11 protein-coding genes are annotated in these 11445 nt (G+C 67.8%); 3 read left to right on the top strand and 8 right to left on the bottom strand.

Going from position 1 to position 11445, the window contains the following annotated elements; translation table 11 throughout:
* Nucleotides 1–77: 77 nt before the first annotated feature.
* Entirely contained in the window at nt 78–1247 is a 1170-nt protein-coding gene (locus tag QNN99_RS03065) for a MalY/PatB family protein (protein ID WP_331461755.1), read from the bottom strand.
* Between the two features lie 54 nt (nt 1248–1301).
* On the opposite strand from QNN99_RS03065, the gene QNN99_RS03060 reads away from it, so the two are divergent.
* Nucleotides 1302–2522 (top strand): THUMP-like domain-containing protein, encoded by a 1221-nt coding sequence (locus tag QNN99_RS03060; RefSeq protein ID WP_229964917.1) that lies wholly within the window; start codon nt 1302–1304, stop codon nt 2520–2522.
* 33 nt (nt 2523–2555) lie between these two features.
* Here QNN99_RS03060 and QNN99_RS03055 read toward each other — a convergent pair whose 3' ends face one another.
* Nucleotides 2556–3368: a shikimate 5-dehydrogenase gene (locus tag QNN99_RS03055; RefSeq protein WP_284015548.1), complete on the bottom strand. Its 813-nt coding sequence runs from the start codon at nt 3366–3368 to the stop codon at nt 2556–2558.
* A gap of 157 nt (nt 3369–3525) precedes the next feature.
* On the opposite strand from QNN99_RS03055, the gene QNN99_RS03050 reads away from it, so the two are divergent.
* Nucleotides 3526–4674 (top strand): glutamate--cysteine ligase, encoded by a 1149-nt coding sequence (locus tag QNN99_RS03050; RefSeq protein ID WP_229964916.1) that lies wholly within the window; start codon nt 3526–3528, stop codon nt 4672–4674.
* A gap of 116 nt (nt 4675–4790) precedes the next feature.
* Entirely contained in the window at nt 4791–6248 is a 1458-nt protein-coding gene (locus QNN99_RS03045) for an HNH endonuclease (RefSeq protein ID WP_229964915.1), read from the top strand.
* A gap of 30 nt (nt 6249–6278) precedes the next feature.
* On the opposite strand, the gene tsaD is transcribed toward QNN99_RS03045, so the two are convergent.
* The 6 genes from tsaD to mgrA all read right to left on the bottom strand — a co-directional run bounded on the left by tsaD (nt 6279) and on the right by mgrA (nt 11410).
* Nucleotides 6279–7346, bottom strand: a complete 1068-nt coding sequence (gene tsaD, locus QNN99_RS03040; protein WP_229964914.1) for a tRNA (adenosine(37)-N6)-threonylcarbamoyltransferase complex transferase subunit TsaD — start codon at nt 7344–7346, stop codon at nt 6279–6281.
* The gene (rimI, locus tag QNN99_RS03035; RefSeq protein ID WP_229964913.1) at nt 7343–7813 is read right to left on the bottom strand and encodes a ribosomal protein S18-alanine N-acetyltransferase; all 471 of its coding nucleotides are present in this window, start codon (nt 7811–7813) and stop codon (nt 7343–7345) included. Before rimI ends, tsaD begins: the two co-directional genes overlap by 4 nt.
* A 23-nt stretch (nt 7814–7836) precedes the next feature.
* The gene (gene tsaB / locus QNN99_RS03030; RefSeq protein ID WP_229965058.1) at nt 7837–8505 is read right to left on the bottom strand and encodes a tRNA (adenosine(37)-N6)-threonylcarbamoyltransferase complex dimerization subunit type 1 TsaB; all 669 of its coding nucleotides are present in this window, start codon (nt 8503–8505) and stop codon (nt 7837–7839) included.
* A 10-nt stretch (nt 8506–8515) separates the two neighbouring features.
* Complete coding sequence (tsaE, locus tag QNN99_RS03025) at nt 8516–9109, bottom strand: tRNA (adenosine(37)-N6)-threonylcarbamoyltransferase complex ATPase subunit type 1 TsaE (RefSeq protein WP_229964912.1); 594 nt, start codon at nt 9107–9109, stop codon at nt 8516–8518.
* Nucleotides 9106–10272: an alanine racemase gene (gene alr / locus QNN99_RS03020; protein ID WP_229964911.1), complete on the bottom strand. Its 1167-nt coding sequence runs from the start codon at nt 10270–10272 to the stop codon at nt 9106–9108. Before alr ends, tsaE begins: the two co-directional genes overlap by 4 nt.
* A gap of 91 nt (nt 10273–10363) precedes the next feature.
* Complete coding sequence (gene mgrA / locus QNN99_RS03015) at nt 10364–11410, bottom strand: L-glyceraldehyde 3-phosphate reductase (RefSeq protein ID WP_229964910.1); 1047 nt, start codon at nt 11408–11410, stop codon at nt 10364–10366.
* Nucleotides 11411–11445 lie beyond the last annotated feature (35 nt).

Here is an 11445-nt window from a genome sequence, read left to right as displayed (position 1 = left end):
TGTGCTTGGCGGTCTCTATCTTCGCCCCTGGCCAACAAGCCTATCGCTGTCCTTCATTCAGGCCGGCCGGTGGTCATCTAGGCGGTCCCGTCCGACGACGACGCCCGCACCCGTGCCAGCCGCTCCACCGCCTCGGCCAGCACCTCCGGGGAGCAGGCGAAGTTCAACCGGGCGAAGCCGCTGCCCTGCGGCCCGAACCGGTGCCCCGGTTCCAGCGCCACCCGGGCCCGTTCCAGGGCCACGGCAGCCGGATCCTCACCCCAGCCGACCCCCCGGAAGTCCAGCCAGGCCAGATATCCGGCGGCGGGCGGACGGTACACAACACCGGGCAGCCGGGCCGCCAGCAGCTCGCCGAGCAGCCGGCGATTCTCCTCCAGCGCGGCCATGACGGCCTCCAGCCAGGACCCGCCGTCGTTATACGCGGCCACGGTGCCGTGCAGGCCCAGAATGCTGGTCCGAGCGGCAACCTCGTCCGGCATGGAGTCCAGCTGCAGCCGGGTGCGTTCGCTGGAGGCCACCATCACCGCGCACTTGGTGCCGGCAATGTTCCAGGCTTTGCTGGCTGCGGTCACGCACAGGCCGTACTCGCGGGCATTCGCGGAGACGGAGAGGTAAGGCGTGAACGAGCCCGGCGCGTAGGTCAGCGGAGCATGGATTTCATCGCTGATCACGGCCACTCCGTATTTGGCCGACAGGTCGGCGAGCGCCCGGAGGATTTCAGCCGAATGCACCAGGCCCAGCGGATTGTGCGGATTGCACAGCAGCAGGGCGTCGGCTCCCTTGGCAAACGCGCGTTCCAGCGCCGGCAGGTCCAGCTGCCAGCCCCTCCCCGTGAGCAGCAGTGGAACTTCCACCACCGAAGCGTCGGCTTCCGGCGGCAGCTCATAGAAGGGCGGATAGACCGGCGGGGTGATGACCACGCTGCCGTCCATCGGAACCGCCTGCCGCAGACACTCGACGATGGCCACGCTGACGTCGGTGGTGGTCCGCACGTCCCCGGGATCCACCGCCCAGTTCCAGGTCCGCCCGGCGTGCCCGGCAAAGGCACCGGCGACCGGTTCCGGGCCGGCAATGTAACCCGTGTCCGACGCCAGGACCCGGTGAATGATGGCCTGCTGCACGGGCTCGGCCAGCGGATAGTCCATTTCCGCCACGAACAGCGGCAGGACGTCCGCCGGGTAGGTCTGCCATTTCGCGCTGGTCCGGGCTCGCAGCGCGGCCAGCGGCTCCGCCGCGATCTTCATCATGCCGCCCAACCTACAGCTAACGTGCCCGGCGGCAGAAGAACTAGGCTGGTAGGCATGCCGGATACCTCCCTCGCCCATGTTCTGACCTCCGAAGGCTGGGAACTGCTGAACTCCCTCGGCCCGTACCTGGAGTCCGAGTCCTTTAAGCTCAACAACGATCTGCGCAAGGCCGGGCACTCCCCCGAGGTGGTGGCCGCCGTCCTGACCCAGGCCAAACTGCGGATGAAGGCCCGGGGCAAGTTCGGCCCGTTTGCCGAGCACATGCTCTTCACCGCGCCGGGGCTGGAGCAGGCCACCCGCCTGAATGTCGCGGCGCTGCATGCCCAGCGGTACGTTCAGGCCGGCTTGGAGAAGGTAGCGGACCTGGGCTGCGGAATCGGCGCGGATTCCCTGGCGCTGGCCACGCTGGACCGGCAGGTGACCGCCGTCGAGCTTGATGAAATCACCGCCGCCGCGGCCACCATCAACCTGATGCCCTGGCCCAACGCCAAGGTGGTCCAGGGCGCCGCCGAAGAGTTCGACCTCGGCGGGTTCGACGGCGTGTGGCTGGATCCGGCACGCCGGACCACCTCGACCTCCGGCACCACCCGCATTTTTGATCCGGAAGCGTTTTCTCCGCCGCTGTCCTTCGTGGAATCACTGGCCGACGCCGGCCTGCCCGTGGGCGTGAAAATGGGCCCCGGAATTCCGCACGACGCGCTGCCGAAGAACTGCGAAGCGCAGTGGGTATCAGTGGACGGCGACGTAACCGAGGCGACCCTGTGGTTCAATGCCCTGCGCCGCGACGGCGTCCGCCGCGCCGCCCTGGTGATCGGAGCCAACGGCGCCGCGGAGCTGACCTCGCCGTTCGACTACGTGCCCGGCGGCGAGGACGTCGCCGTCGGTCCCGTGGATGCCTACCTGTACGAGCCCGACGGCGCGGTCATCCGCGCTGGGCTTGTTGCCGACGTCGCCCGCTCCCTGGACGGTCACCTGCTGGATCCGCACATTGCCTACATCGGTGCCCCCGAGCTGATGGCGACGCCCTTCGCACGCGCCTACCGGGTGCTCGAAGTGCGCCCCTACAACGTCAAGGCGCTCAAGGCCTGGGTGAAGGCCAACGGCATCGGTGTCCTGGACATCAAGAAGCGCGGCATGTCGGTCACTCCCGAGGAGCTGCGCAAGCAGCTGCTCACCGGGTCCGGCAAGGGACCGAACAAGGCCACGCTGGTCCTGACCCGGCTGGGTGAGGACCGGGTGGCCATTGTGGTGGAGCCGGTGACCTCCGCCGCCTAGGCAGATGCGGAGATCCGCGCGGAGACGGCCGGGTCAGGCGCGGGAGAATTCGCTGGCAGCCCGCACCTGCTCCGGCGTGGGCCGGACCCCGGTGTAGAGCACAAACTGCTCCTCCGCCTGGAGGGCGATCACTTCGGCACCGGTGATGACCTTCTTGCCCGCTGCGCGCGCTGCGCGAACCAGGGGCGTTTCGGCGGGGAGCGCGACGACGTCGAACACCGTCCGCGCGGCCGCAACCGCCGCGTCGTCCAGGGACTGGACCGCCTCGTGTTCCCCGGTCATGCCCAGCGGAGTGACGTTGATGATGAGGTCGGCCGTAATGCCCGCCGCCTCTGCCTGCCAGTTGAAGTCGTAGCGGTCGGCAAGTGCCCGTCCGGTGCCTTCGTTGCGGGCCACAATGGTGACGTCGGAGAATCCGGCGTTCCGCAGCGCAGCGGCGACCGCCTTGGCCATGCCCCCGGATCCCTGCAGCAGCACGGACCAGGCGACGGGGATGTGGTGGTCGGCCAGCAGCCGGGCTATCGCCAAGTAGTCGGTGTTGTAGGCGGTGAGGACGCCGTCGTCGTTCACTATCGTATTGACCGAGCTGATCGCCTCCGCCGACGGATCCATCCGGTCCACCAGCGCGATGACGTCTTCCTTGTACGGCATGGAAATGGCGCAGCCGCGGATCGGCAGGCCGCGCACTCCCGCAATTGCCTGGGCCAGATCCGTGGGCGCGAAAGCCTTGTAGACGTAGTTCAGGTCCAGCAGGTCGTAGAGGTAGTTGTGGAAGCGCGTTCCGATATTGGACGGCCGCGCAGCGAGGGAAACACACAGGGTCATGTCTTTATTCAGAATGGGCACGATCCCATTATGGCCTTCGAGGCTTCCGGGGGAATGGTGCGCGGGCCGGCTCGTTGATGGATTGCCGGCACTTGACAGTTAGGATTGAACCGGGTTCTCAAGCGCGATGATGCGGGACCGGGTCCTCCACAGATTACGCAGTACAGCAGGAGTCAGTTTGCAAATCGGTTTCGCCCAGTCGGCCCAGTCAACACTCGGCGTTGAATGGGAACTGGCCCTTGTCGACCGGACCACGGGAGATTTGGTCTCCGTGGCTGACCAGGTCCTGCGCGGCGTCAGCGCCGCTTATCCGGGCCTCACCGAGGATGACGAGCACCCGCATATCAAGCAGGAGCTGCTCGAGAATACGGTGGAGCTGGTGACCGGCGTCTGCAACACGGTCGCTGATGCAAAAGCGGACCTCTCTCGATCCCTTGAAGCCCTGCGCCGGGTCACGGACCCCATGGGCGTCGAATTGTTCTGCTCCGGATCTCATCCGTTCAGCGCTCCCCGGTCGCAGCCCATCACTGACAAGGAACGCTACGCCAAGCTGATTGACCGCACCCAGTGGTGGGGCCAGCAGATGCTGATCTACGGAGTGCACGTGCATGTCGGCCTGGATTCGCGTGACAAGGCACTGCCCGTCGTGGACGGCCTGGTGAACTATTTCCCGCACTTCCAGGCGCTGTCAGCGTCCTCTCCGTACTGGTCCGGCGAGGACACCGGCTATGCCTCCCAGCGGGCCCTGATGTTCCAGCAGCTGCCCACCGCCGGCCTGCCCTTCCAATTCGGGTCCTGGGCGGAGTACGAGTCCTATGTGCAGGACATGTACACCACCGGAGTGATCGACTCGATCAGCGAGATCCGCTGGGACATCCGCCCCGTGCCCAACCTGGGCACCGTCGAAATGCGGGTCTGCGACGGCATGGCCACCATTGAGGACGTCGGCGCCGTGGCAGCCCTCACCCAGTGCCTGGTGGAGGAGTTCTCCACCATCCTGGACAACGGCGGCAGCATCCCCACCATGCCCCCGTGGCATGTGCAGGAGAACAAGTGGCGTGCCGCCCGCTACGGCCTCGATGCCATCATCATCTTGGATGCTGCCGGCAACGAGAAGCTGGTCACCGACCACCTTCTCGAAGATGTCCTGCCGCGTCTGGCACCCGTCGCCGAAAAACTGGGCTGTGCAGCCGAGCTGGCCGACGTGGCCGTGATCATCGAGCGCGGCGCCGGCTACCAGCGGCAGCGTCGCGTGGCCGCAGAAAACGGCGGCGACCTGCGTGCCGTCGTCCAGGACGGCATCCGGCAGCTGCGCGGCGAAGCTTAGGGTCACCGGGGGCCGGGTCCCGGTGACCGGCCCCTCAGGCCTGACCAATAAATCGGGTATTGCACCCGTAATGGACACTCGCCTTTTTAGTGATCTGCGCCACTAAAATCGAATACATGTACGAACTCAAGCGCCATCCGGTCAGCGGAACAGCACCGCCGAAGGAACCCTCTGCCGTCGGCGGACTGACCGGAGCGCTGTCCGGAAACGCCACGGGACCTGTCGGAACTGAGCTCCGGGGGAATGCCGAATCCGCTGAACCTGCGCTGCTGGCCGCCCTTATCGATCAGATTCGTGCCCTGGAGGAGGTCAAGGCTGCGGCGTCCGCGGCTCAGGTCAGGGCGACAGCCATATTTGATGCGATGATCCGCCGCTCCCAGGCACGGGCCGGCCTAAAGGCCGAGCAGCTCGGCAAAGGCGTGGGCGCGCAGATCGGCTTGGCGCGGCGGGACTCTCCGCATAACGGTGCCAAGCTGCTGGGCCTGGCCCGGATCCTGACCACTGAAATGCCGCACACCCTGCACGCCCTGAGCCTGGGCGTGATCAGCGAGTACCGGGCCACGCTCCTGGTCCGCGAGACCGCCTGCCTGACCCTGGAGGACCGGCAGAAGATCGACGAACGAGTCGCCGGAAACCTGACGGAGCTGGAGCAGCTCGGAGACCGCCAGCTCATTTCCCGGATCAAATCTCTGTCTTATGCAATGGATCCGCACGCTGTGGTGAACCGGACCGCCCACGCAACCTCGGAGCGCTTTGTCTCCTGCCGTCCGGCCCCGGACACCATGACGTATCTGACCGCACTGCTGCCGGTTGCCCAGGGGGTGGGCGTGTTCGCGGCGCTGACCCGGGAAGCGGACCGGCTGCGGGCTGCCGGGGACCCGCGGACGAAGGGCCAGATCATGGCCGACACCCTCGTGGAACGCACCACCGGCCAGGCCCGTGCTGAAGACGTCCGGGTGGAGGTGCAGCTGATCATGACGGACCGGACCCTGTTGGCCGGGTCCGCGGAACCTGCCGTGCTCGCAGGATACGGGGTGGTTCCGGCACAGTTGGCCCGGGATCTGGTCCGTCAGGGCGGCAGCGACAGGGGCGGCCGCAACAGCAACGCCAGTCCAAGGAAACCCGGCGCGCCGGACGGAACAACCGGCAACCCCCGCGGGGAAAACCGGACCTGGCTGCGGCGGCTCTACACGGTTCCCTCCACCGGAGCGCTGGTGGGCATGGACTCCAAGGCACGGCTGGTGCCGAAGGGCCTGGCCCGGTTCATCGCGGTCCGGGACCAGATCTGCCGGATGCCGTGGTGCGGGGCGCCGATCCGGCACTATGACCACATTCGGCCGGTCCATGAGGGCGGTCCGACCAGCGCGGAGAACCTGCAGGGGTTGTGCGAGGCCTGCAACCAGGCCAAGGAAGCCCCCGGATGGACCTCTCGATCAGCTCCGCCCGGCAGTCACAACCGCCGGCACAATGGCCGGCACACCGTCGAAACCGTCACCCCCACGGGCCACGCCTATTTGTCGGTGGCGCCGCCGCTTCCCGGACCGGCAGGCCCGGACCGAACGGGTGCCGGCTAGAAGTCGGTGCCGGCTAATGTCCGACAGTAATTAGAGATGGATGCTGGTGACCGGCATCGACGGATCCGGAGCGAAACCGAGGCCCGAGGGCTCGGCACCGGCCATCACCACCTGGGCGCCCAGGGCGGCAACCATGGCGCCGTTGTCGGTGCAGAGCGAGATGGGCGGCACCCGCAGGGTGATGCCCTTCGCAGCGCAGCGCTGAGCCGTCAGCTCCCGGAGCCGGGAGTTGGCAGCCACTCCCCCGCCCAGGAGCAGGTTGGTGATGCCGTGTTCGGTGCAGGCGAGGACCGCCTTGGCCGTAATCACGTCGACCACCGCTTCCTGGAAGGAAGCGGCAATGTCGGCCACGGGGAGTTCCTCGCCGGCCGCCTCGTACTGCTCGACGCACCGGGCCACGGCGGTCTTGAGTCCGGAGAAGGACCAGTCGTAGCGGTGCGGTCCGGGTTCTTCGGCCGTGCCCATGTACTTGGGCTGGGTCAGGCCGCGGGGGAACCGGATGGCCTTCGGATTGCCGTCCCGAGCCAGTTTGTCGATGGCCGGCCCGCCGGGATAGCCCAGTCCGAGGATGCGGGCGACCTTGTCGTAGGCCTCGCCGGCGGCATCGTCGATGGTGGAGCCCAGCAGCTGCACGTCGCCGGTCAGCGACTTCACCCGGAGGATCTCGGTGTGGCCGCCGGAAACGAGCAGCGCACCCAGGTTGTCGGGCAGCTCGTCGCCGTCGAGCACGCCCACCCCCACATGGGCCACCAGATGGTTGATGGCGTACAGCGGCTTGCCGGTGGCGACGGCGAGCGCCTTGGCGGCGCAGACGCCCACCATGAGCGCGCCGGCCAGTCCGGGTCCGGATGTGACGGCGATGGCGTCAATGTCGTCCAGGGTCACGCCGGCTTCGTCCAGGGCCTGGCGCAGCGTGGGTACGAAGGCGTCCAGGTGCGCCCGGGAGGCAATCTCCGGAATGACCCCGCCGAAGCGCACGTGCTCCTCCATGGAGGAGGACACCGTGTTGGTCAGCAGCTTGCCGCCGCGGACAATGCCGACGCCGGTTTCGTCGCAGGATGATTCGATGCCAAGCACCAGCGGGTCCGTGCGGTTCATTCGGTGTCCTTCGTTGTAACGCGCGGGGATCCGTTCCAAGCGGAAAGAGCCAGCCGCATGATGAGTGCGTCCGCGCCGTCGCGGTAGTAGCGCGGCCGGATGTGAATCTGTTCGAACCCGAACCAGCGGTAGAGCCGCTGGGCGCGGGGGTTGTCGGCGCGCACTTCCAGCAGGACGTCGTCGGCGCCGCGCTCCTTGGCCTCGTTGATGAGCGTGGCCAGCAGCGCCGATCCGATGCCCGCGCCTTCGGCCTCGGGTGCGACGGCGATGGTCTGCACATCGGCGATCGGCAGCACGCACATCAGCCCCGCGTAGCCGACAACTCGGCCGTCAGCGTCCTCGGCGACATAGTAGGAGCGGGTGTCCGCCTGGTTCAGCTCGTCGTAGAACATCTGCAGCGGCCACGCATCAACGGGGAACAGCGCCCGTTCGAGCCCGTCCACGGCGGCTATGTCGTCGAAGGTCATGGACCGGATCATGGCCGGGCCGGTCACAGTGCACGCTTCCGGGGTCCGGGCACCTTGGCATCGGATTCGCGCAGGTACAGCGGCGTGGTGTCCAGCAGCGGAAGCCCGCGGACCAGGCGGACGACGGCGGTGCGGCCGAGGGCCGAAGCCGTGGGCTGGGTGCCGGTGAAACCGGCAACGCCGTGCAGCACCTCGGGATACAGGCCGGCGCCCACGCCGTAGACCGGCAGCGCCGGCACTTCCGCCGGGTCGCTCACGAACGGGCCGGCCAGGAGTTCGGCCGTGCCGCCGGTGCTGCGGTAGTGCGCCCAGTACACTTCCTTGCGCCGGGCATCGGTGGCAACGGCGAACTCGTCAATGCCCAGCCGCCACGCGTCGAGCGCGGCGTCCACAGCGATGGCGTCAAGGCTCATGACCCCGTGCACCGGCTTGTTCCAGGCGAAGCCGAGGGTGCGGGCCGTGGCGATGCCGGAGCGCAGGCCGGTGAACGGTCCCGGTCCCACCCCCACCACCACGGCGTCGAGGTCTGCGGCGGTGACGTCAGCGGAGGCCATCAGGTCGCGGATGCCCGGGGCCAGCACTTCGGCATGGGAACGGGTGTCTTCCGTGGCAAATTCAGCCAGGACCTCCCCTTCCCCGGTCAGCAGCGCCGCACTGGCAATGGCGGAGGTGTCAATGGAGAGAATAAGCACGGTGCCCATTTTACGTCTCCTTCGGCTGCACCCTTTCCGCAGCCCCGGCGGGCCGCCGGAAGTTCGCCCACCGCGGGCCGTAGGCGGCCATCCGGATCACGCGCTCTTCGTCCGGGTCATCGTCGAAGTCGAAAGTCAGGCCGCCGTCTCCCGGCGCCCGGCCGGCGTCGGACCCGGTCGGCCGGACCAGCGTGATTTCCAGCCGGTTGCCGGAGAGGTGCTCCACCAGTCCGCGGCCCCACTCCACCACGGTGACCGAGGTGTCCATGGTGTTTTCCAGATCGATGTCGTCGATTTCCGCGCTGGACCCGAGCCGGTAAGCGTCCACATGCACCAGATCGGGGCCGTCCGAGAGACTGGGATGAATGCGGACCAGCACGAAGGTCGGCGAGATGATGCCGGGCCGGACGCCCAGTCCGCGGCCCAGGCCCTGGGTGAAGGTTGTTTTCCCGGCGCCGAGCTCACCGGTGAGCAGGATGAGGTCGCCGGCGGCCAGCCGGCGGCCCAGCTGTTCGGCCACTGCCTGCGTCTGCTGGGCGTCAGCGGTGCGGATTTCCTCTTCCCAGACCGGCGGGGCATCAACGTTGCCCTGTGCTGCGCTCATGCTTCGGTGGCCTCCGTGTCGGTGTACTTCCGCTCCACGCGGGAGCTGATGCGGGTGATGATTTCGTAGTTGATGCTGCCGCAGGCCTCGGCCCACTCATCGACGGACGGCAGTCCGACGCCGCCGAACAGGACTGCCTCCCGGCCAACGAGGTCCTTGCCGGTGCCCGCGATGCCCGTGGTGTTGAGATCAATGACCATTTGGTCCATGGCGATGCGACCGACCACCGGATAGACGGTTCCGTCCACCCAGACCGGGCCTCCGGTGCCGATGCGGGGAACGCCGTCGGCGTAGCCCAGGGGAACCAGCGCCAGCGTGGTGGCTTCCGGCGCGGTGTAGCGCAGCCCGTAGGAGACGCCCTGCCCGGCAGGAACTTCCTTGCAGTTGGCAATGGTGGTCTTCAGGGTCATGGCCGGACGCAGGCCCAGTTCATCGGGGGTCTGCCCGGGGAAGGGCGACAGCCCGTACAGGCCCAGGCCCACCCGCACCATGTCGAAGTGGGAATCCGGGCGGGACAGTGCGGCGGGGGTGTTGGCGATGTGCCGCACCTCGCGGTCCACACCGGCGTCCTCGGCGACGGCGACGGCCGTGCGGAATCTCTCCAGCTGCTCGTCGGTCTCGGGACGGTCGGGTTCGTCGGCGACGGAGAAGTGGGAGAAGATCCCGACGACGCGCAGCAGTCCCTCTTCCTGGTAGGCCAGGGCGCGGCCCACGAAGGATTCCCATTTCTCGGGCGGGCAGCCGTTGCGGCCGAGCCCGGTGTCGATCTTCAGGTGCACCCGCGCCGGGATCTGCAGTTCCCGCGCAGCCGCAGCGACGTGTTCCAGTTCCCATCCGGAGAGGCCCAGGTCCACGTTGGCCGCGACTGCCTCGGAGAACTGGCTGTCCACGGTGTGCAGCCAGGCCAGGAGCGGAGCGGTGATGCCGGCGCCGCGCAGGGCCAGGGCCTCGGAAATGTGGGCGACACCGAGCCAGGAGGCGCCGGCCTCCAGTGCGGCGCGGGCAACCGGGACAGCGCCGTGGCCGTAGGCATCGGCCTTGACGACTGCCATCACCCGGGCCGGGCTGGCCAGCCGAACGAGGTGGCGGACGTTGTGCCGCACGGCGGCCAGATCGACGAGGGCCTGGCGTTCTGCAGCGGGAGGAGCTTGTTGGTCATTCACCTGACCATTGTTTCATTCACCCGGGCCTGCCCGGTGCTCCGGGGCCTCCCGGCGGCTGCAACCGGGAGAAAACCGGTTGCAGCCGCAGCCGTCAGGCGTCCAGCGCCGAGGCCCACAGATTGATGCCGGAGTCCACCGCATACGTGTCGATGGCGGCCAGCTCCTCGGGGGTGAAGCTCAGGTTGGTCACTGCGGCCAGGCTGTCTTCAAGCTGCTGCACGCTGGACGCGCCCACCAGCGCGGAGGTGACGGCGCCGCCGCCGGCCTGCGGACGCAGCACCCAGGCGATGGCCATCTGCGCCAGGCTCTGGCCGCGGGCCTGCGCCAGGCCGTCCAGCGCCCGCACCCGCCGGAGGTTGTCCTCGGACAGCTGGGACTTTTCCAGCGACTTGCCGGCGGCTGCACGGGAGTCTTCAGGCACCCCGTTGAGGTACTTGCTGGTCAGCAGCCCCTGGGCCAGCGGCGAGAAGGCGATGGAGCCGGCGCCGGCCTCATCCAGTGCCGCGAACAGGTTCGGGTCCCCCTGCTCGACCCACCGGTTCAGCATTGAATACGAGGGCTGATGAATCAGCAGCGGAGTGCCCATCTCGCGCAGGATGCGGGCAGCCTCCAGCGTCTTTTCCGGCGAGTAGGAGGAGATGCCTGCGTACAGGGCCCGGCCGGAGCGCACGGCGGTATCCAGGGCGCCCATGGTTTCTTCCAGCGGGGTCTCGGGATCGGGGCGGTGGCTGTAGAAGATGTCGACGTAGTCCAGGCCCATGCGGTCCAGGGACTGGTCCAGGCTGGCCAGGAGGTACTTGCGTGATCCCCAGTTCCCGTAGGGTCCGGGCCACATGTCGTAACCGGCCTTGGAGGAGATGACCAGCTCATCCCGGTACGGCCGGAAGTCGTCCTTGAAGTGCCGGCCGAAGTTGGTTTCGGCCGCACCGTAGGGCGGCCCGTAGTTGTTGGCCAGATCGAAGTGGGTGACGCCCAGGTCAAAGGCCCGGCGCAGGATGGCACGCTGGGTTTCGAAATTCTTGTCGTCGCCGAAGTTGTGCCACAGGCCGAGGGACACGGCGGGAAGGTGCAGCCCGCTGCGGCCGACTCTGCGGTAGGGCATGGAATCGTAGCGGTTGTCCGCGGCAATGTATGTCATGGGTTACATCCTGCCACTGCCGCGGACAATCCCGC

The organism is Arthrobacter sp. zg.Y820, from assembly GCF_030125555.1.
GTDB lineage: Bacteria > Actinomycetota > Actinomycetes > Actinomycetales > Micrococcaceae > Arthrobacter_B.
This window is presented reverse-complemented; position numbering and strand designations above follow the sequence as displayed.

Bases quoted from the DNA above. Each gene is read 5' to 3' on its own strand.
- QNN99_RS03065 (WP_331461755.1), bottom strand. From the start codon at position 1,247: ATGATGAAGATCGCGGCGGAGCCGCTGGCCGCGCTGCGAGCCCGGACC.
- QNN99_RS03060 (WP_229964917.1), top strand. From the start codon at position 1,302: ATGCCGGATACCTCCCTCGCCCATGTTCTGACCTCCGAAGGCTGGGAA.
- QNN99_RS03045 (WP_229964915.1), top strand. From the start codon at position 4,791: ATGTACGAACTCAAGCGCCATCCGGTCAGCGGAACAGCACCGCCGAAG.
- tsaD (WP_229964914.1), bottom strand. From the start codon at position 7,346: ATGAACCGCACGGACCCGCTGGTGCTTGGCATCGAATCATCCTGCGAC.
- rimI (WP_229964913.1), bottom strand. From the start codon at position 7,813: ATGACCTTCGACGACATAGCCGCCGTGGACGGGCTCGAACGGGCGCTG.
- tsaE (WP_229964912.1), bottom strand. From the start codon at position 9,109: ATGAGCGCAGCACAGGGCAACGTTGATGCCCCGCCGGTCTGGGAAGAG.
- mgrA (WP_229964910.1), bottom strand. From the start codon at position 11,410: ATGACATACATTGCCGCGGACAACCGCTACGATTCCATGCCCTACCGC.